Source organism: Streptococcus sp. HMSC034B05, from assembly GCF_001809055.1.
Lineage (GTDB): Bacteria > Bacillota > Bacilli > Lactobacillales > Streptococcaceae > Streptococcus > Streptococcus constellatus.
Genome location: NZ_KV795585.1, coordinates 1 through 20,307, shown reverse-complemented (window position 1 = coordinate 20,307; position 20,307 = coordinate 1). Strand labels below are relative to the sequence as shown.

Below are 20,307 nucleotides of genomic sequence, written 5' to 3'. Positions count from 1 at the left end.
CTGAATTTAAAGAAATTAGGAGTTCATTATGGTAACTATTTACTCAAAAAATAATTGCGTGCAATGCAAAATGACAAAACGCTTCTTAGATACGAATCATGTCGAATATCGTGAAATCAACTTGGACGAACAGCCTGAATACATCGATCATGTAAAAAGCTTAGGTTTCAATGCTGCACCGATTGTCCAAACTCCAACAGAAGCATTTTCCGGTTTTCAACCAGGTAAATTAAAAAAATTATCATAAAATTGTTGTAATCATAGAGCTATCCAGCCGCTTCTATAAACCATAGAAGCTCTTTCTTTTGTAAAACAATTCAATTATTTAGAAAAAGGAACAATATGGGACTTAAACAACTCGAAGACGTGACGTATTTCCGTCTGAATAACGAAATCAACCGTCCAATCAACGGACAAATTATGCTTCACAAAGATAAGGAAGCTTTGGAGGCATTTTTTAAAGAAAATGTGGAACCAAATACCAAGCAATTCTCATCTATTACTGAAAAAATTCACTTTTTAATTCAAGAAAACTATTTAGAAAAAGAATTTATCCAACTTTATAAACCTGAATACATCGAAGAACTGGCTGCTTTTATTCGTGAGCAAGATTTCCATTTCAAGTCTTTCATGGCAGCTTATAAATTCTATAATCAATATGCTCTCAAAACAAATGACGGCGAGTATTACCTCGAAAGCATGGAAGAGCGTGTTCTTTTTAATGCGCTCTATTTTGCCAACGGTGATGAAGCAATTGCCAAAGATATTGCTAATGAAATCATTCATCAACGTTATCAACCTGCTACTCCAAGTTTCCTTAATGCCGGCCGGTCTCGTCGCGGAGAACTAGTCTCCTGTTTCCTCATTCAAGTAACGGATGATATGAACTCTATCGGTCGCTCGATCAATTCAGCTCTGCAGCTATCTCGGATTGGCGGCGGTGTTGGAATTTCCCTCAGTAATTTGCGTGAAGCTGGTGCTCCTATCAAGGGCTATGAAGAGGCCGCATCTGGAGTGGTGCCAGTCATGAAACTTTTTGAAGACAGTTTCTCATACTCTAATCAACTAGGTCAGCGTCAAGGGGCTGGAGTAGTTTATCTCAATGTCTTCCATCCGGATATTATCTCTTTTCTTTCAACCAAGAAAGAGAATGCCGATGAAAAAGTGCGAGTGAAAACTCTTTCTTTAGGTGTTGTCATTCCAGATAAATTTTACGAATTGGCTCGCAAGAATGAAGAAATGTACCTTTTCAGTCCGTATTCTATCGAACGTGAATATGGCGTTCCGTTCGCCTATATTGATATTACCGAAAAATATGACGAATTGGTTGCCAATCCTAAGATTAACAAAACAAAGATTAAAGCTCGTGATTTAGAAACCGAGATTTCCAAGTTGCAGCAGGAATCTGGCTATCCTTACGTCGTCAATATTGACACCGCTAATCGTGCAAATCCAGTGAATGGTAAGATTATCATGAGCAACCTCTGCTCTGAAATCTTACAAGTACAAGAACCTTCATTGTTGAATGATGCGCAAGAATTTATCAAACTGGGAACGGATGTTTCTTGCAATCTCGGTTCTACCAATGTGGTTAATATGATGACTTCACCAGACTTTGGTAAGTCTATCCGAACCATGACTCGTGCTCTGACTTTCGTTACAGATAGTTCTCACATCAAAGCTGTTCCAACCATTGATCATGGCAACAGCTTAGCTCATACTTTTGGGCTAGGCGCCATGGGCTTGCACAGTTACCTAGCTCAGCAATTGATAGAATATGGCTCAGCTGAATCTGTTGAGTTTACTAGTATTTACTTTATGCTCATGAATTATTGGACCCTTGTTGAATCCAATAATATTGCCCATGAGCGTGGTATGACCTTCCATAACTTTGAAAAGTCTGACTACGCAAGCGGTTCATACTTTGACAAATATGTGACTGGCGAATTTGTACCGAAATCTGATCGAGTGAAAAAACTCTTTCAAAATATCTTTATTCCGTCTGCCAAAGATTGGACTGAGCTGCGTGAGAAAGTCATGACAGACGGTCTTTATCATCAAAATCGCTTAGCTGTTGCGCCAAACGGATCTATCAGCTATATCAATGATGTATCTGCTTCGATTCACCCGATTACCCAACGCATTGAAGAACGTCAAGAAAAGAAAATCGGAAAAATTTACTATCCAGCAGCAGGTCTGTCAACTGAAACTATTCCTTACTACACCAGCGCCTATGACATGGATATGCGTAAGGTCATTGATGTCTACGCTGCAGCCACTGAGCACGTGGACCAAGGGCTTTCTCTGACTCTCTTTCTACGCAGCGATATTCCTCAAGGTCTCTATGAATGGAAAACCGAGAGCAAACAGACCACCCGCGACCTTTCTATTCTGCGCAACTATGCCTTTAACAAGGGGATCAAATCTATCTATTATGTCCGCACCTTTACAGATGACGGCGGTGAAGTCGGAGCCAATCAGTGTGAAAGTTGTGTGATTTAATTTTTTGTGGTTACAAAAAAGCAACATTATTATCCAAGAACATTACTAAAACATTTTGCCAATAATGATAATAAATTATATGTCTATAATCACAAAGCAAACAAAGAACAGTATGTTCATTATGAAAATATTTGTTATCAAAACTACACTTATGAAGAAATAGACACAAAAGGTCAACGGAAAACTGATAATATTCTCGAAGAAAAATTGAGCCATTATGAAGGAAAAATTTCCAAAGTTGTTTCAAAGATTTTAGACACAGAGATAGATAAAATTTCTATATCTGATGAAGAAATAAAGATTGTTTGGACATATCTGTTTTTACAAGAGATTATGACAAACTCTGGAAGAGTCCGAATTATTACGAATTTCGAAAACAATTTTTCAAAACCTAGAAAATCTCCTATTGAGCTAAATGAGATTGAAAATCATAAAGAGAAAATACAAAAATTCAACAAAATCTTTAAAGAAAAAAATAACTTAGAAGATCTTTTGAAATATTTTAAAAAGCCAAATTCTATGCATTTCCATATTGCTATCGGTGATGGATTTATTACAAGTGATAATCCTGTTATTTCTACTTTTGGACCTCAAAATAAACCAAATGGATTTCAAATAATATTTCCTATCAGTCCCAATTTTTGCTTAGAATTTCAAAATGATGATATTAATAGTTCAAACAATTTATTGGTTCAAATGACGCTCGATAAAATTCAATATGTCAACAAGGCAACAATAAATACTGCTAATTACTATATAATATCAACAAACAAGTTTGATATTACTCAACAATCTTATATTTATAATCGTTTTAACAATAAAAATTGGGAAATGCCTTATCCTCATTCTAACAATTGATGTTAGTGATAATATTTTAATCAGGAGAAAAATATGTCAACCTACTACAAAGCCATTAACTGGAATGCCATCGAAGATGTCATTGACAAATCTACTTGGGAAAAACTAACCGAGCAATTCTGGCTCGACACACGAATCCCTCTTTCCAACGATTTAGATGATTGGAGAAAATTATCAGCTAAAGAAAAAGACCTTGTTGGTAAAGTCTTTGGTGGGCTGACACTTCTTGATACCATGCAATCTCAATCTGGTGTGGAAGCTATTCGAGGAGATATTCGCACGCCTCATGAAGAAGCTGTGCTAAACAATATCCAATTCATGGAGTCTGTTCATGCTAAGTCCTATTCATCTATTTTTTCGACTCTTAACACAAAATCAGAAATTGACGAAATCTTTGAATGGACCAATACCAATCCTTATTTACAAAAGAAAGCTGAGATCATCAATGAGATTTACCTCAATGGAAATGCACTCCAAAAAAAAGTCGCTTCAACTTTCCTTGAAACCTTTCTTTTCTACTCTGGTTTTTTCACACCTCTTTACTATCTTGGGAATAACAAATTAGCCAATGTCGCTGAAATCATCAAATTGATTATCCGTGACGAATCCGTTCACGGTACTTATATCGGCTACAAGTTTCAACTTGGTTTCAACGAATTGTCAGAAGAAGAACAAGAAACATTCCGAGAATGGATGTACGACCTGCTATACACCCTCTACGAAAATGAAGAACTCTATACAAAAACACTCTATGACGCCATAGGATGGACAGATGAAGTTATGACGTTCTTGCGCTACAATGCTAATAAGGCGCTCATGAATCTCGGACAAGATCCACTTTTCCCTGACACAGCTGACGATGTCAATCCGATTATCATGAATGGTATCTCAACTGGAACTTCTAACCACGATTTCTTTTCTCAAGTTGGAAATGGTTATCTTCTTGGTGAAGTTGAAGCCATGCAAGATGACGATTACAATTATGGATTATAAAACACCTGCTCATTAAAATAACATTTGATAACATAAAAACACGAATGAGGTAACACCAGCAAATAGCTGGAACCAAAATTCCATTCGTGTTTTTATTGTAATGATTGCACTATTTTTAGATCACTATTGAAACATCGCAATCAGCATGATTATAGCTGCTGGTGTATTGTTTAAGATATGTACAGCGATTGAATCTTTCAGATTTCCCCGACGTGCAAATGCGGCATAAAGCACTAATCCCATTGCAAAATATAATGGAAATTCTGTCCATTTTGAAATATGAGGAAGTGCAAAAATGATAGATGTTATGAGCGCTGCCACTATTTTTTGATCTTTTTCAAAGAAAAAGATTGTCGCAAAACCGCGGAACACCAGTTCTTCAATTATCGGAGCTATCACTGCAACCGTCATCACATATAACAGAGCAAAAAAGATGTGATCAACTGACATAATTTTTCCTAGATTTTGTAAAGCGTTATCGTTGCTGGTTGTACTTTGCCCTGTTGACAGAATATTTAGATAAGTTCCAACTACTGCTACCACTCTCGCCACTAAAAAGAATAACAAGGCTTTTCCAAAATCTCCCCAAGAAAACGACAGAACTTTGACGTCTTTTGAGATATGTGTTTGGTATCTTCTCCATAAAGTGCGGATAGCAAAAAACACGAGCACAAGGTAGGCTAAAACCAGTAAAATTTCTGTATATATTGGTAGATTTTGTCCTTTTGCTAAGAATAACATAGGAATGCCATTGATGACCATAACTAAAACAATTAATCCCAATAATTTTAAAATTCCAAGTCCTATATGGGCTATTTTTTTCATTAAAGATTCTCCCTTTCTCACTAGTTATTTTACAGTGTTTACGGCTTATTTAAAATTATTTTTCACCATAGAAAAGTTCATCACATTGACGTATAGTGGATAAATACTACAATTGCAATGGGAAGATATTGAATCTCACGTAAGCTAAGCGAGATGACAAAGACGAAAACGTAAAGTACTGGCAAAATAAACTGATTTAACTGAAAAAGGATTTTAAAGTTCTGCTTATAATACGCTTCTCGTTCTGCTTCATCATAAGTTTTCATAAATATTGAAATGTCTTCAGGAAATGCAAACGTTGGTAGTTTAAAATGCCAAACCTGCTCAATTGTTTTTTAGAGGTAATATTGCCCATATATGACGAAAGACAAGGTTAAATAAGAAAACAAACTGATTCTAAGTGAAAAACTATTTTTAGTGATAGCTAAACTAAGTGAAGTTAGTATATCAAAAATTACCAAAATTGTCATCACATCTAGGGAAATGGTGCCGTATTCCAGATTTTTAAACATCTTCTGGTAAAGCTGCTCAATTAACTCATTTTCTTTTCTTGATTCCGATTGTTTCTGAATTTTCCGACTAGAAGATAGTAAATAAATCATCGTGCAGAATAAAATCAGATTGAGCAAACGAATAATCCATCCTAAAAGTGTACTATTTAAAAAAGTTGGAAAATGGAAAGTTTCGAGTCAGCTATTGGCTACAAAAATTCCCATCAAAACACTGACTATCATCAAATCACTAATTTTCATCCATTTTTTCATTACTATTCTCCTCTAGATAAACTACATTTTCTACGTTTTCTCCAAAAATATGAGCAATCTTTAAGGCAATAATAACAGATGGAGCATACTCTCCCCGTTCGATTAAACTGACGGTTTGTCGAGAAATTCCTGCTTTTCTGCTAGTTCTGTTTGATTGAGCCTATCTCTTGCTCGAAGTTCCTTGAGCCGATTTCTCAACTTCATACCATATTCTCCTTTCACAATTTTATTACAACATATATTTGTCATTTTGACAATTATTATTATCAAAATAAATATTATCATTTTCAATTTATAGTATACAGCTATCCAATCCATATAAAAATCCCCCAAAGTTAGTTTGTATCCAACTTTGAAGGAATTCTTCAAGATGATATTGACTTTCTTGCTTCAACTATTCATTATTCTTTTTTGAACGTTTTGCTAAGATAAAGATCACAATTCCTAAAATAACGATCCCTACTAAATCAAGGAAAGTCACTTTTTCACCAGTTGATGGAAGAAAACCACGTTTGTTTTGCTTTGGCGCTTCTTTTACAACTTTATAATTTATTTTGTAAGTAGAGAAGTGAGTTGTTTTAAAGCTAATCGTTTTATCTTTATTGAGAACAAAGTCAAATTTTTCTGCTTGTTTACCATCTTTCATAGCATAAACAGATTCCACCGTAGCACCTTGTTTCACTGGTACTGTCACTAATGTGGAGCTAACTTGTGACACTGCTTCACCTTTTGGATTGGTCAAAGTAATATCATAGCTATCTGCATTTTCTTCAATTGTCTTTTTAACTGCTAATTTGAGATTAGCCTTTACTAAATCTGCATTTTGCAAACGAACACCTGTAGCTGTATCCACTAAGGTATCAGAAGTATCGTTTGGTTTTGGTTTTTCAACATCTGATGAACTAGATGTAGAAGTTTCGTTTGTACTTGACGAAGATTGAGATGTAGACGAAGTTGAAGATGACTCACTTGTACTTGAAGATGGTTCTGTGCTAGAACTTGGCGGTGTTTGCTCATTTTTGATCTTTTCTTCCATTTCAGCTTCTAGAGCTTTCATCTCTTTAAAGACTTTTTCCGCACGTGCCATACTAGCTGCAGTCACTTCTTCTGACGAAGCTCCGCCTGCAGCTGCGTATTGTTCGTCAGCCTTAGCTTGTTCTTCAATCCATTGTGCTTCTAAAGCTTTCCATTTTTCCTGTACACTATTGCCAAATAATTTTTGGTGTTTGGCCGCCATATCGTAAATGTGAGATGCAACCCAATACCACGAATTTTTGTCGTACTTCGTTGTATCAACTTGGTAAGCTGAATACGTATTGGTAATATTTCCATAATATGGTAGGTATGGAGCGAAACGAGGACTTCCAACGGAAAGCCACATCGTACCACCACCCATGCTAGCAGGGATATTATCTTTCAATTGGAAAATGTGTGCTTCCATTACGTTTGGGTTGCCAAGCGGATATTTATAGACTGGATCTACTTTTCCACGTTGAGGAATGCCTTTACCGTCTAATTCCATTTGGTCTAGTGGTTTGAATTGCGTTCCTTCAAAACGGTTCCGCTGCATCCGCATCACATCTGCAACACTGATTTTCTTATTGCTAGATTGCAACAAATCAAAATATTTATCATCATAATTGACTGGTGCGTCTGGATTCAAAGCCTTAATACCTGCCCAAGCACGCGAACGATCTGCCTCTGACATTGGTGGATTATAAGATTGGGAAATATGGAATTTACCATCAATCTCCTTGTAAGAATTAGCATCACGCGCTACCTTTTCCACATTTTCTGAAGCAATGACATTTTCCTTGTCATTAAAATCAACACTTCCTAAGAAGAAAGTATTAGGGAAAACACTATATTTATCATCGGGATATTTAATGGCAACATATTGGTGGCCAGAGAGGATTTCCATGTACCAAACACCCGTCTTATCCGCAATTGTCACGATATTGCCTTCAGCAGCACCTTGCTTTTTGACAATCTCCGCGATGAGTTCCACACCTTCACGAGCCGTTTTTACATGTGGTAAAACGACTGTAGTCATAATAGACTCTGCTAAGCCTTTTTCAACATAAGGATCAACTTTTTGAATAGCTTTATTTGCTTTTGCAGAAACAGTGGCTGATATAGATACTCCATGTTCATTGAAGCCTACTTCGTCAAAAATACCTTCTTTTGGCGTGACGTCTGAAACCGAAGTGTATTTATAACTCCGAGCAGGTAACTGCCATTCAAAACCATTGGCTTCATCAATCAGCTTTGCACCTGCTTTATTGTCCTTAGCTGGATGGACTTTATAGACTTTATTATGATGAGGCTCCAAATCCTCTGTACGACCATACAAAGTCGAACCATCTGCTGTCAAGTTCTTCCCAACAATAAAACCTGTACAAGCTTCAACTGCTTGGAAAGGAAAGAGAATGAGAGCAGATAATAAAATTGTTAAACGAAAAATCAATTTTTTCATATATTTCTCCTTTTATCATTGCATGTTGAATACATCAACTTTTTATAAATAAGAGCAATGCACACTCTTATCACCTTTTTAAAACCGTATACCTTAAATTTAGTATACTATTTTAAATCTATTTTAGCAAGCGCTTTCATGTATAATTTATGTATTGATTGTTCTTTTTGTCCTAACATTTACAATAAAAAAACCAGGAAATCATTCCTGGATACATCGTTCATATTGTGAAATCTTTTGCAGTATTTTTTGGTAATCGCTTGCTTCTAAATGATAAGTTAATTCCTCTGGGCTGTAGAAATTTTTTCTCAAAAAGAAATCGCTCGGTAATTCTAATCCTAAAGTATCCAAAACAGTCTGAGAAAATATTGTATAGGCAAATCCAATAGCTGTGATAACATTCTTATCTTTTACAACTGGCTGATGGAGCATATTTTCTTTTTCCAAAAAAGAAAAATAGTCTACTAACTCCATATATAAACCGCCTGTATAATATCGATTTCTCAATAAACCAGCTTTTCCCAAAAACATAGGTGACGAAGAAATGGCAGCTACTATTGTTCGCTTGATATCTACATTTTTCAAAAAAGAGATGAGTCTAGAATCATAGAGACTAACAAAAGGCTCCTGTGTACCTGGCAATATGATACAATCATACACTACACCTTGAACTTCTTTAAAAGTAAAATCCGGAATAACTTGTAATCCTTCTTCACTTGTATAAATTTTCTTTTCTGAAGCAAGATAGTCCAAAGACTGCCCAAAAGAAAGACAAAGAATGGATGTCAAAGTTGTGATTTCCTGCAATGAGCACGCTGGATACAGTAAAACTGCTATTTTCATAGAGGCTCCTTTTAGAAACATAGATCAAATGTTTGCTACACTTGCTTTGCCAGATATACAAATTCCATTTCATTCTGTACGATTGCTGCTATCCAGATAGGCGTATAGTTATCATCCTTTATAAGAGATTTGATTTTCTATGCTTTTCAGGATCCCAAACAAAGCTTGCGATAAAACTAAAAACAAATGTCAACAAGCCAACAACAAGGGATAGTAAGAGGGCAATCAAACGTGGCAACAGCAATAATATATTCGGACTTTTTTTCACTTCAAGAGCTGCTACTTCTGCATCTAAACGATCAAATTCTGTCTGAATACGACGGGCGACTTCTTCTAGGCCTTCATCATTCATCTTTTTGATGTCTGAAATATCAATCGGCTGGCCAAAATCCATGTCCACACGCTCACCTTTTGCTAAACCTTTCAGGCTCATCGGTCCGACATAAACGGCCGGAAGAATCCGTACCTTTGCCATTTTGGCAATCAAAGCTACTCCTCCTTTAACATCCTTAGAATGACGGCTGCCACTTGGAAACATAATCAACGAGCGGTTGCTTGATTTCAGCATTTTTACAGGGTATTTGATAGCGGATGCTCCAGGATTTTCACGGTCAATCGGAAAAGCACCACACATCCGAATCCACCAACCAAAAACGCGATTCGTGAATAATTCTTTTTTTGCCATAAAAATAAATTGCTTGGGTCTTGTAGCGAAAGCCATATAAACAGGATCCCACCAGGTACGGTGCGGTGCTACCAAAATATAATTTTCCTCTTGGTCAGGAATATTCTCCAGATGATGTAAATGAGCATTACCATTTATAGCCCATAAAATCAACATCACTAATCCTCTTAAATATCTGTAGAACATAACCTCTCCCTTCTTATTTCTTCCATTATACCTTATCCAATTCTTGCTCGCAAACTTTTTTCGTCATAAAAGTGTCGCAGCCGAATGGATTCTATTAGAAATTTTACTAAAAAAATGGTATGATTATCCTCATGAACATGAAAGAATTTACGGGATTAACCCACCAACAAGTCCAAGAAAAAATTGCTCAAGGACTTACCAATGATTTTACAGCCAATACGAGTACCAGCACCTGGAAAATCATCAAGCGCAATGTTTTTACGCTATTTAATGCACTAAATTTTGCAATTGCCCTGGCGCTTGTTGCTGTGCAAGCATGGAGCAACTTGGTTTTCTTTGCTGTTATCTGCTTCAATGCCCTCTCTGGTATCGTGACAGAATTGCGAGCTAAACACATGGTCGACAAACTGAATCTTTTAAACAAAGAAAAGATAACGGTCATTCGCGATGGTAAATCTAGTCAAATCAATCCAGAAGACTTAGTCTTGGATGACTGTATTCAACTGGCTACGGGGGAGCAGATTCCAAGTGACGCAACTGTTTTAGACGGTTTTGCAGAAGTGAACGAAGCCATGTTGACAGGTGAAAGTGACCTTGTTCAAAAGGAGATTGGGGAGCAATTGCTCTCAGGAAGTTTTCTTGCCAGCGGGCGTGTTATTGCCAAAATCACTCATGTAGGCTCTGATAATTATGCTTCTAAACTTATGCTAGAGGCTAAGACTGTCAAACCAATCAATTCTCGTATCATGAAATCCATGGACAGGATTGCAGGTTTTACAGGAAAAATCATTATCCCTTTCGGAATTGCGCTCTTTCTAGAAGCTCTCTTTGTAAAACATTTACCTGTCAAAGACTCAGTTGTCAATACCTCAACGGCTCTTCTGGGAATGCTACCAAAAGGAATTGCTCTTTTAACGATTACTTCTCTTTTAACAGCTGTCATCAAGCTGGGCTTACGAAAAGTCCTCGTACAAGAAATGTACTCCGTTGAAACATTGGCCCGTGTTGATATGCTCTGTCTTGATAAGACAGGTACCATTACACAAGGGAAAATGCACGTTGAAACCTTCAGCCCACTCACAGAAGATTTTTCAGAACAAGCCATCTCTGACATTCTTAGTGCTTATATCACTGCAAGCGATGACAATAATCCAACTGCCCAAGCCATTCGCAAGCAATTTACTACTCCGACTGACTATCAAACAAGTAATATGATTCCATTTTCGAGTGACCGTAAATGGGGAGCTATGGAAATGTCGGACTTAGGTACTGTCTTTCTCGGTGCGCCTGAAATGCTCTTTCATGAAGAAATTGAGCTAGCACAGGAAGCTCAAAAGCGTGGTTCGCGTGTGCTCGCTTTAGCTATTAGTCCTGAACGCATTGACCATAAACATATTCACTTACCAAGTAGCATTCAACCCATTGCTATTTTAGAAATCACAGATCCGATTCGTGACGGAGCAGCTGATACTTTGGAATACTTACGCTCACAAGAAGTGGGCTTAAAAATCATCTCAGGTGACAATCCAATTACTGTATCAAACATTGCTGCAAAAGCTGGTTTTTCAAATTACCAAAGTTATGTTGACTGTTCAAAAGTAACGGATCAAGAATTGATTGAGTTGACAGAAAAGACAGCTATCTTTGGCCGCGTTTCTCCTCATCAAAAGAAACTTATCATTCAAACCCTGAAAAAAGCAGGGCATACCACAGCAATGACTGGTGACGGAGTCAATGATATTCTAGCCTTACGGGAAGCAGACTGCTCCATTGCCATGGCTGAAGGGGATCCTGCAACACGACAAGTTGCCAATCTGGTGTTGCTTAATTCTGATTTTAACGATGTACCTGAAATTCTCTTTGAAGGACGCCGCGTCGTTAATAATATCGCCCGCATTGCACCAATTTTCCTCATTAAAACAACTTATTCGTTCATTTTGACAATCATTTGTATTTCCAGTATCTTACTGGGTCGAGTAGAATGGCTCTTAGTCTTTCCATTTATCCCCATTCAAATCACCTTGATCGACCAATTTGTTGAAGGTTTGCCGCCCTTTGTCCTCACCTTTGAGCGGAATATCAAACCTGTTGAACAAGATTTCCTTAAAAAAGCAATTTTCAAGGCGCTACCTAGCGGGCTAATGGTCGTCTTTAGCGTTTTATTTGTCAGTATTTTCGGTGGATTGCATAGTTGGTCACAACTAGAAATCTCAACTTTGCTTTATTATTTATTAGGCTCTATCGGATTTCTATCTGTTGTCCGAGCCTGCCTTCCGCTCAATCTCTGGCGGATTCTACTTATCCTCTGGTCGCTCATTGGCTTCTTCGGAACAGCCATTATCCTGCAAAAGTACATTGAAATCACTACCTTAACCAGCAACAGTTTGCCAATCTATTTCATTCTGATGCTCCTCTTTACAATTACTTTTATTGTTGTGACACACAGACAGAATGAACGGGAACAGAATTTGTAAAATTTAACCTATAGCAGTAAGAAAAACCGTACATTTTTGTCTTACTGCTTTTTTTTATTGCTTCTTTTCCTCTACATCATGATATAATAAGGGTATATGGCAGAAATTCTTTTAAAAGACGGTGAGCGAATCAATCAGCTCTTTTCTACTGACGTCAAAATTATCCAAAATCGAGAGGTCTTTAGCTATTCAGTAGATAGCGTGCTCCTCTCCCGCTTTCCAAACTTACCTAAGCGTGGTCTTATCGTGGATCTCTGTGCCGGAAATGGTGCTGTTGGACTTTTTGCAAGCACGCGCACGCAAGCCCAAATCATTGCTGTTGAGATTCAAGAACGTCTCGCAGATATGGCCCAACGCTCTATTGAGCTAAATAATCTAACCAGCCAAATGCAGGTCATTCAAGATGATTTGAAATATCTCACCAGATATATCAGTGGTAGCAAAGTAGACATGATCCTCTGCAATCCGCCTTATTTTAAAGTAGATGAACATTCTAATCTCAATGCAAGCCGACATTATTTGCTTGCACGTCATGAAATTGCGACAAATTTGGAAGAAATCTGTCAAATTTCTCAACGGGTTTTAAAATCAAACGGACGTTTAACAATGGTCCATCGTCCTGAACGCTTCCTTGATATTATTGAGACCATGACAGCTCACAATTTAGCTCCGAAACGCATTCAGTTTGTTTACCCAAAGGCAAATCGAAAAGCCAATATGCTTCTCATTGAAGCTATCAAAGACGGCTCTCGCGACGGACTAAAAATCCTGCCACCACTTTTCATTCACAATCAAGATGGCAGTTATACTCCAGAAATTCACGAAATTTATTATGGAAAATAAAGCCTTTATGTATGTCCTTGAATGTGCTGACGGTTCTCTCTACACAGGTTACACGACCGATATCAAAAAACGACTTCATATACACAATGCTGGAAAGGGTGCCAAATACACACGTGCACGATTACCCGTTACGCTTTTGTACCAAGAAGAATTCCCTGATAAACCTTCTGCCATGTCAGCTGAAGCCCTCTTTAAAAGAAAAACACGACAACAAAAATTAGAATATATTGCAGATAAGAAAAAGTAGAAAGTTTTATTGCTTTCTACTTTTTTGCAATGATTTCCTTAATACTTTGCTTAGAGAGAACAGCAACAAATACACTTAGAAAAACAACGCCAATACCAGCTAGATATGACATGCTAGTAACGGTACTTGGTAATAGTTCATTGGATTTAGCTAATTTTTCGTCGCTTGTAGTAGGCAAAGTTTCTTTGGTTTTATTTATTTGAGAGGTCTCTTCGTTTTTATTAGACAAATCAGAATCTGTCAATCCAGCATGAGAGTTTCCTCCTTTTTGTTCTCTGTTATCAGAATTTTCCTTTATTTTTTTACCATCTTCATGCTGAACAGTAGAAGAAGACTGGTTTTCTAGTGGTACAAGTGCTTGAATGGCAGTCTGTAAAGCTTCGCTTTCTGCATTAACTTCTGCTTGTGTTGTATCATTTTTTTGTAAAACAGCCTGCGCCTCTTCTACTTGAACTTTCAATTTAGCAAGCGAATCTTTTGTATAATGTGTACCTTTTGTCAATTTTTCTTTTGCAGCAGAAATTGCTGTTGCCAAATCTGTTTTATCCACATCTTCTTTGGTTAAAAGCAAATCGTCAATCGTCCCCCAAGAACCTTTATTTGCTTTCACAGTCACTCCCAATGTCACCTCTGTCTCTTTTGTCAATGTAAAGCTCAATTTCTTACTTTGTTTTTAAAAAATTATACAAAATGATAATAATGTTTAATTTTGAACTCTTTCATTTCATATTTGAAAAAGCTCACTTCTGTGCAATCCCATTTGGAATAATGACTTCTTGAAGAAGTTTCTCTTCTTCCTTGATACGATTATATAAAACAAAAGCATAAAAAGGAAACAAGACACAAAATGAAAGAAGCGCATGGCAAAGCAGTGCTAAACCAATCAACTCTGGAATGATATTCAAGAAATAATTTGGATGTTTGACATAGCGGAAAAGCCAATGATCAACAAATTTATGATTCTTAACCAGCATCAATTTTACAGTCCAAATGTCACCTAAGAGCTGTGTCACAACATAAAGCATGAACATGGAAAATACTAATAGTCCTAGCCCCACGCTACTGAGCGCATCAAAACGAACCTGACGTATTGTGGCTTCAACAAAGCAAGAAAGATAAAATAAAATATGAAGAATAGTGATGTACTTGGTATTTTGTACCCCAAATTCTTGACCGCCATTTGCTAGTATCGCTTTCTCATTTTTAATAGATATTTTCAAAAATACCAATCGAAATACAAATACAGCTAAAACAATGAGTCCTGATAAAGTCATACGACCTCCTTATAAAAACAAAATTAATTTCATTATATAAAGAGAAGATTCTATGAGTCAATACTTTTAAAAAATATCATACAGATTTTAGAAAATCTTTACATAAATCATACTTTCAAAGCAGGACAATAGAAAAGTGACAGCTCTATTGAACTGTCACCCAATATAAAAACAACTTAGTTAACGAATTTCTCGTGTTTGCACTATTTTTTTGCACCAGCAAGCACTCTTTTTAGGATAACGCTCTTGAGTTTCAAAGTTAACATAGAAAAGAGCGTAGCATTTTTCATAACCGTTGGACCGAGAAAATACATCCATCAGCGACCATAAGAAGTAGCCTTTTACATTGACGCCGTCCGCAATAGCATCAGCTAAAACTTCCAAATGTTTCTTAACATAGTCAATCCGAGCATCATCATAAACCATATTATCTACAAACTCATCTTTATAGCCTAAACCATTTTCTGTGATGTAAATTTTCTTATAATTAGATAATCTTTAACAATACGCATAATCATATCATAAAGACCTTTAGGGTAAATTAGCCAATCCCAATCTATTCTTGGAATATCCACATCAAATTTATACTCGCAAATACCTTTTAATGCATAAATAGACATTCCTTTTTCTCCTGCTCCATTTAAATTTAGGGAATTATATACCTGTTTACACAACTACAAAGTATAGTTGTCAAATTTACAAAAATCTTATTTTAAGATACTATATATTGTGATTAGGGTAAAGTGCTATATAGTTCCCTAAAAATTTACAAACTTGTTAGTTTCATTTCCTGAATAATCCTTTTCACATCTTCTAGCTCTACTTTGGGAGTCCATTGCAAACAGTTAGCTGTTGCATAAGCACAGGCACGAATAACGGCTTCTCTATCAACTAGTCCTTTATTTTCTAATGAATAACAGAGACTACCTAAGAAGAAATCACCTGAAGCAATTGGATTTTTAACTTGAATTTTTGGAAAAGTGAGCTGAAAAATATCATCTTGCAAACGCGCAACAACTCCCTTTTCTCCCATTGTTACAATGAAATATGGAATTTCAGCGTATTCTTTGAGAAGATTCACTGCTTCTTCTGCCGATTCAACTGATCGCCCTGTTAATTCTGCTAATTCTTCATCGTTAATTTTTACAACTTTAGGCTTAGCTGGAAGAGCTGCTTCCAAAGCTGCACCACTAGTATCTACTACTAAATTCACATCTTCTGGCAAAAGACGACCAATTTGCGCGATATAATCATCCGGCATCCCTTTCATCAAAGAACCAGAAAAAACAACACTATCACCAGATTGAACGTGGCTTAGAAGCTTTGTCGTAAAATGTTCTAACAATTTCTCACTCAGCTCAAATCCTGCTTCGTACACAAGGTAGTTTTTTCCTGATTCTGTATCAACCATAATCGTGCACGTACGTGTATTCTTATCAACTTCTGTCACAACTAATGGAATTTGATTTTCTTTATTTAGTTGCTGAAGATATTCCCCCATTTTGCCGCCTAGCATTGTGTGAATACAAAAATTCACTTGCTCTTCGCCTTTCTCGCAATTCAAAACATAAGCAACATTAAAACTTTTTCCGCCAGCATTTTCGTGCACTTGAATTGGTCGATTGACCACATTTTCTTTAAAATGGCTAAGTAAAACAGTCCGATCCAAAGCTGGATTGGGACAAACCAAATGAATCATCTTTTTTCCTTTCTTTTTCACATAAAAGCCAGACTATTTCAAAAGGAATAGCCTAGCTTATTGTTATTTTATTTTGCATTTGCAGCGTATTCTTCATTTCGCTTAATCATTTGCTTTCTATACCAAGCAAAAATTCCGATATAGAATGCTAAGAAAAGAAGCACTCCAATAATCGCTTTAACATCACCTGTTGTCGCATTTCCAATTGTCCAACCGAATAGCTTTTCAATCGGTCCTTCAAGAGTAGAGTGAGTAATTAATTGTGTGCTTGCTACACCTTTAGGGAACGCATCTACACCTTTCGCTAAATCAGTAACAAATGGTGCAATAAGGGTTCCTGAAAGAAGGAACAATGGAAGCAGTAAGGTTCCAAAAACAATCATCCGAATCAATTTACCGCGTGTGACAACCAGAAGGGCTGGCGTGACTCCCATAGCGATAATTCCTGCCAACGGTAAAATTCCATTTCCAACTTTTGATAAAAGAATAGCTTCAACGAGCATGATTGGAGCCAATACATTAGCACATGCCCAAATTTCAGCGCGACCAGCGATAAATGGCCAGTCAAGACCAATGTTGAATTTACGACCCTGCAAACGTTTCGTTGCAACATTTGTAATACCTTGCGACAGTGGTTCTACGGCTGCGATAAACCAAGAACCAATCAATGAGAACAATTCCAAGCAGACACCAGCAGTCAAACCAAGCGATAACCAACTTTTGATAACCAATTCCCATGATTTAGCTGCTTCTACACCTGCAACTGGATGCGGTGTTCCCATCACTCCAATAACAATACCGAGAATAAAACCGATGAAAAATTTAGAACCCCAGAAACCGATTTTCTTATTGAGCTTTGCAGCGTCAAAGTCATATTTATCAAGCCATGGAAAAAATTTATCAAAAATTTTATCCAACACCATAATAACTGGATTCATCATATAATTCATGTGAGTTGAAGTCATCGGCGAAGAACTTGGTGCATTGAGCAAGTCGTCAAAAGTTGGTTTCATCAAGTCTGAATTGATGATTTTCATCACTCCGACTAGCACAACCGCTGAGGTGGCAACAAAGAGAGAAACACCCTGACTCACACCGTTATTATCAGCATACCATTTAATCAACAGACCAGTAATTGACAAATGCCAAATGTCAAAAATATCAACATCTAGAGTATTTGTTTTCTTGGTAACTAACATAACTACATTTACAATGAGCATGATGAGCAAGAAATAAAGTGTCCAAGCCGAACCCCAAGTAATCGTTGCCAAAGGCGCCCATCCAACATCTGTAATGTTCAATTTAATCCCTGTATTTTCAACAAATTTTGTCAATGAAACAGAGAAAGCACCGTTCAACATTCCGATGATGGCTCCAATACCAGTAAGAGCAATAGCCAATTTAATACCGCCTTCAAGTGCTTTTGAAAATTTTACTCCAAAAAGCAAAGCCAAAGCAGTCAAAACAATCAGCATAATAATTGGTGCACCCATATCTAGTATGGGTTTAAAAAATTTATTAGCTAAGTCAATAATGACATTCATAAATAAATCCTCCCGATCATATTTTATTGAATTGTATTTTTTATTTTATTAAGCTCTATTAAAGAATTTAGTGCAAACCATGCTCTTTGATAGCTGCCTCAATATTGTCATAGACAGGCGCGCTCATAGCTGGAATCCGAAACAAGATAGGCCCTGCTTCAATAACAGGAATTCCTGGTTCAAAGCCTAAATCTGTCGCTGCTATCGGCGTGAAAATATCATAACCTTTTATCAAGTCTTCATTGACATCTTTGACCATGACAGCATCACATTGGACATCATAACCACGATTAGAAAGTTCTTCTTCAAGAGCACTCTTGATTTGATGGCTAGAATTTACCCCCGCTCCACAGGCTGCTAAAATTTTAATCATTTTAAAATCCTCCGTTTTTTATTTTTAATAGTTTAATCCTTGATTGTTTCTGATAAATAATGAAATATTTTTTCAGAATTGTTTAATTGTGATAGCGCATACAAATTTCCATCTGCTGTAAAGAAATCCATTAGCTGCGCTAAAATATTGGTCTGGCTCGCATTAGAATTATTGATAATAAAGAATAAGAGCGAAACCTCCACTTCTTTTGTAGGAGCAATCATATTATGAAAGATGACTGATTGTTCTAACCGTACCACTACTACTTTTTCTGCCAAATTGTGTGCTATATCCGTATGTGGAATAGCTACATTAGGTAAATCTTTTCCCAAAAATTCCATGTCAAGTCCTGTCGGAAATGACTTTTCTCGCTCAATCAAAGCCTTTTTATAAGAAGAGGTCACAATCTTCCTTTTTTCAAGAAGATCCGCAACTTGGCTAAAAAGATGCTCTTTATTGTCAGCTTGCAGACAAAAGACTAAATCTTTATCAAAAAAATGATTAAGTCCCATCTTATCTTCTCCTTCTGTTTGTTTGTTCTATTTTGTTTACAAAATCATTATATAATTATTTGAAAGCGTTGTCAATAGTTTATTGTGTTTTGTTTTGTTGTTTTATATTTGACATTGTTTGTTTCAGGCGTTATAATATTGTTGTAAAATAAAAAAGGAGGTATAAACATGAAAGTTATACTAGGGACAGACCTTGATGGTTTTGAGTTAAAAAATAAAGTGAAAACTCATTTGCTTCAGCTCGGTTATGAGATAAAAGACCTTAATGAGCAAGAAGGGGCTGTTGATTTTATAGATTCAACAGTTGCCCTTGTAGAAGAATTACGAAAAGATGATACTACTCGTGGTATTTTGTTTGACCGTTTTGCTGTCGGCTCTTACATGGTCGCAAATAAGCATAGAGGTATTATCTGTGCTGCTGTTTCAGATGAACATTCGGCCATGATGACAATTCGTCACAATTCTACTCGTATCATCACTCTCGGATCTGCAATTCTTGGTGAAGAATTAGCCAATGCCTGCGTGGATGCGTATTTAACTGCAGATTATGATGCGGGTCGTCACCAAGTACGGATTGATATGTTAAATAAATTGTGCTAGGAGGGAAATGCTATGAAAATTGCACTTGGTTGTGATCACATTGTCACAGATACAAAAATGAAAATCTCTGAACACCTAAAAGAGCTTGGACATGAAGTCATTGATGTCGGTACCTATGACTTTCACCGTACTCATTATCCCATCTTTGGTCGCCTAATCGCAGAAAATGTCGTTTCCGGAAATGCCGATCTTGGAATTGCTCTTTGTGGAACCGGTGTCGGAATTTCTGCTTCTGCCGACAAAGTTCCTGGTACACGTGTTGCCCTCGTTGGAGATGTCTTAACAGCACGATATGCCAAAAAAGAGCTTAATGCCAATATCATTGCTTTCGGCGGACGCATCCTGGGACAAAATCTCATTAACAACATTGTTGATGTCTTTCTAGAAACCAAATACGAACCAACAAAAACTAATCAAAAATTAATTGAAAAAATTGACAAGGTCATTGAAGTAAACCCTGAAATTGCAAAAAATAATCATATCTTTGACGAAGAAAATGCCAAATGGGATCGCGGCGAATACCATGATTGATAAAAAACATATAAAAAAACTTAGATATATGGTACTAGCTCCATAAAATGAGACATAAGAAAACCACTTCTGTTGAAA

At 36.7% G+C, this 20,307-nt stretch carries 20 protein-coding genes and 2 pseudogenes; 9 read left to right on the top strand and 13 right to left on the bottom strand.

All coding sequences use genetic code 11. The features are described from left to right. Positions 1-28 precede the first annotated feature (28 nt). The 4 genes from nrdH (at position 29) to nrdF (ending at position 4,353) form a co-directional block, all read left to right on the top strand. Positions 29-247: a glutaredoxin-like protein NrdH gene (nrdH, locus tag HMPREF2542_RS00895; protein ID WP_006269677.1), complete on the top strand. Its 219-nt coding sequence runs from the start codon at positions 29-31 to the stop codon at positions 245-247. Positions 248-342: 95 nt separating this feature from the next. Beyond that, complete coding sequence (gene nrdE, locus HMPREF2542_RS00890; protein WP_058669728.1) at positions 343-2,502, top strand: class 1b ribonucleoside-diphosphate reductase subunit alpha; 2,160 nt, start codon at positions 343-345, stop codon at positions 2,500-2,502. A gap of 6 nt (positions 2,503-2,508) precedes the next feature. Next, positions 2,509-3,360, top strand: coding sequence for a DUF4238 domain-containing protein (locus HMPREF2542_RS00885; protein ID WP_058669729.1), 852 nt, complete (start codon positions 2,509-2,511; stop codon positions 3,358-3,360). Positions 3,361-3,393: 33 nt separating this feature from the next. After that, positions 3,394-4,353, top strand: coding sequence for a class 1b ribonucleoside-diphosphate reductase subunit beta (nrdF, locus tag HMPREF2542_RS00880; RefSeq protein ID WP_020997963.1), 960 nt, complete (start codon positions 3,394-3,396; stop codon positions 4,351-4,353). Positions 4,354-4,476: 123 nt separating this feature from the next. Here nrdF and HMPREF2542_RS00875 read toward each other — a convergent pair whose 3' ends face one another. The 6 genes and pseudogenes from HMPREF2542_RS00875 to HMPREF2542_RS00850 form a co-directional block, all read right to left on the bottom strand. After that, positions 4,477-5,178, bottom strand: coding sequence for a CPBP family intramembrane glutamic endopeptidase (locus HMPREF2542_RS00875; RefSeq protein ID WP_058669730.1), 702 nt, complete (start codon positions 5,176-5,178; stop codon positions 4,477-4,479). Between the two features lie 80 nt (positions 5,179-5,258). Next, a complete protein-coding gene (locus HMPREF2542_RS10030) occupies positions 5,259-5,444 on the bottom strand; it encodes a DUF3169 family protein (protein WP_127502338.1) in 186 nt (61 codons plus the stop codon). 475 nt (positions 5,445-5,919) lie between these two features. Then, a pseudogene (locus tag HMPREF2542_RS00865) lies at positions 5,920-6,146 on the bottom strand (helix-turn-helix transcriptional regulator). Positions 6,147-6,336: 190 nt separating this feature from the next. Beyond that, on the bottom strand, positions 6,337-8,418 hold the full coding sequence (locus tag HMPREF2542_RS00860; protein ID WP_058669731.1) for a C69 family dipeptidase: 2,082 nt from the start codon (positions 8,416-8,418) through the stop codon (positions 6,337-6,339). Positions 8,419-8,619: 201 nt separating this feature from the next. Then, positions 8,620-9,261: a DJ-1/PfpI family protein gene (locus tag HMPREF2542_RS00855; protein WP_058669732.1), complete on the bottom strand. Its 642-nt coding sequence runs from the start codon at positions 9,259-9,261 to the stop codon at positions 8,620-8,622. A gap of 118 nt (positions 9,262-9,379) precedes the next feature. Further along, positions 9,380-10,132 carry a lysophospholipid acyltransferase family protein gene (locus HMPREF2542_RS00850; protein ID WP_039677286.1) on the bottom strand — a complete coding sequence of 251 codons (753 nt, stop codon included), beginning with the start codon at positions 10,130-10,132 and terminating at the stop codon, positions 9,380-9,382. A gap of 119 nt (positions 10,133-10,251) precedes the next feature. On the opposite strand from HMPREF2542_RS00850, the gene HMPREF2542_RS00845 reads away from it, so the two are divergent. The 3 genes from HMPREF2542_RS00845 to HMPREF2542_RS00835 all read left to right on the top strand — a co-directional run bounded on the left by HMPREF2542_RS00845 (position 10,252) and on the right by HMPREF2542_RS00835 (position 13,696). After that, positions 10,252-12,606, top strand: coding sequence for a cation-translocating P-type ATPase (locus tag HMPREF2542_RS00845; RefSeq protein ID WP_070484111.1), 2,355 nt, complete (start codon positions 10,252-10,254; stop codon positions 12,604-12,606). Positions 12,607-12,702: 96 nt separating this feature from the next. After that, on the top strand, positions 12,703-13,449 hold the full coding sequence (locus tag HMPREF2542_RS00840) for a tRNA1(Val) (adenine(37)-N6)-methyltransferase (protein ID WP_006268464.1): 747 nt from the start codon (positions 12,703-12,705) through the stop codon (positions 13,447-13,449). Next, positions 13,439-13,696, top strand: coding sequence for a GIY-YIG nuclease family protein (locus HMPREF2542_RS00835; RefSeq protein WP_003068423.1), 258 nt, complete (start codon positions 13,439-13,441; stop codon positions 13,694-13,696). Before HMPREF2542_RS00840 ends, HMPREF2542_RS00835 begins: the two co-directional genes overlap by 11 nt. A 16-nt stretch (positions 13,697-13,712) precedes the next feature. On the opposite strand, the gene HMPREF2542_RS00830 is transcribed toward HMPREF2542_RS00835, so the two are convergent. The 7 genes and pseudogenes from HMPREF2542_RS00830 to HMPREF2542_RS00795 form a co-directional block, all read right to left on the bottom strand. Continuing rightward, positions 13,713-14,306, bottom strand: a complete 594-nt coding sequence (locus HMPREF2542_RS00830) for a hypothetical protein (protein ID WP_261674365.1) — start codon at positions 14,304-14,306, stop codon at positions 13,713-13,715. A 130-nt stretch (positions 14,307-14,436) separates the two neighbouring features. Beyond that, a complete protein-coding gene (locus HMPREF2542_RS00825; RefSeq protein WP_037598530.1) occupies positions 14,437-14,970 on the bottom strand; it encodes an isoprenylcysteine carboxyl methyltransferase family protein in 534 nt (177 codons plus the stop codon). 180 nt (positions 14,971-15,150) lie between these two features. Continuing rightward, positions 15,151-15,611, bottom strand: a pseudogene (locus HMPREF2542_RS09405) (family 1 glycosylhydrolase); the annotation flags it as partial. A gap of 125 nt (positions 15,612-15,736) precedes the next feature. After that, a complete protein-coding gene (locus HMPREF2542_RS00810; protein ID WP_058669737.1) occupies positions 15,737-16,669 on the bottom strand; it encodes a 1-phosphofructokinase family hexose kinase in 933 nt (310 codons plus the stop codon). Positions 16,670-16,737: 68 nt separating this feature from the next. After that, on the bottom strand, positions 16,738-18,213 hold the full coding sequence (locus tag HMPREF2542_RS00805) for a PTS galactitol transporter subunit IIC (RefSeq protein ID WP_058669738.1): 1,476 nt from the start codon (positions 18,211-18,213) through the stop codon (positions 16,738-16,740). Between the two features lie 67 nt (positions 18,214-18,280). Beyond that, positions 18,281-18,586 carry a PTS sugar transporter subunit IIB gene (locus HMPREF2542_RS00800; RefSeq protein WP_037598519.1) on the bottom strand — a complete coding sequence of 102 codons (306 nt, stop codon included), beginning with the start codon at positions 18,584-18,586 and terminating at the stop codon, positions 18,281-18,283. A 32-nt stretch (positions 18,587-18,618) separates the two neighbouring features. Further along, the gene (locus HMPREF2542_RS00795; protein WP_058669739.1) at positions 18,619-19,098 is read right to left on the bottom strand and encodes a PTS sugar transporter subunit IIA; all 480 of its coding nucleotides are present in this window, start codon (positions 19,096-19,098) and stop codon (positions 18,619-18,621) included. A 168-nt stretch (positions 19,099-19,266) separates the two neighbouring features. Here HMPREF2542_RS00795 and lacA point away from each other — a divergent pair, with 168 nt between their 5' ends. Then, entirely contained in the window at positions 19,267-19,698 is a 432-nt protein-coding gene (gene lacA, locus HMPREF2542_RS00790; RefSeq protein WP_037598516.1) for a galactose-6-phosphate isomerase subunit LacA, read from the top strand. A 12-nt stretch (positions 19,699-19,710) separates the two neighbouring features. Next, positions 19,711-20,229, top strand: coding sequence for a galactose-6-phosphate isomerase subunit LacB (lacB, locus tag HMPREF2542_RS00785; RefSeq protein ID WP_006269641.1), 519 nt, complete (start codon positions 19,711-19,713; stop codon positions 20,227-20,229). Positions 20,230-20,307: the final 78 nt, after the last annotated feature.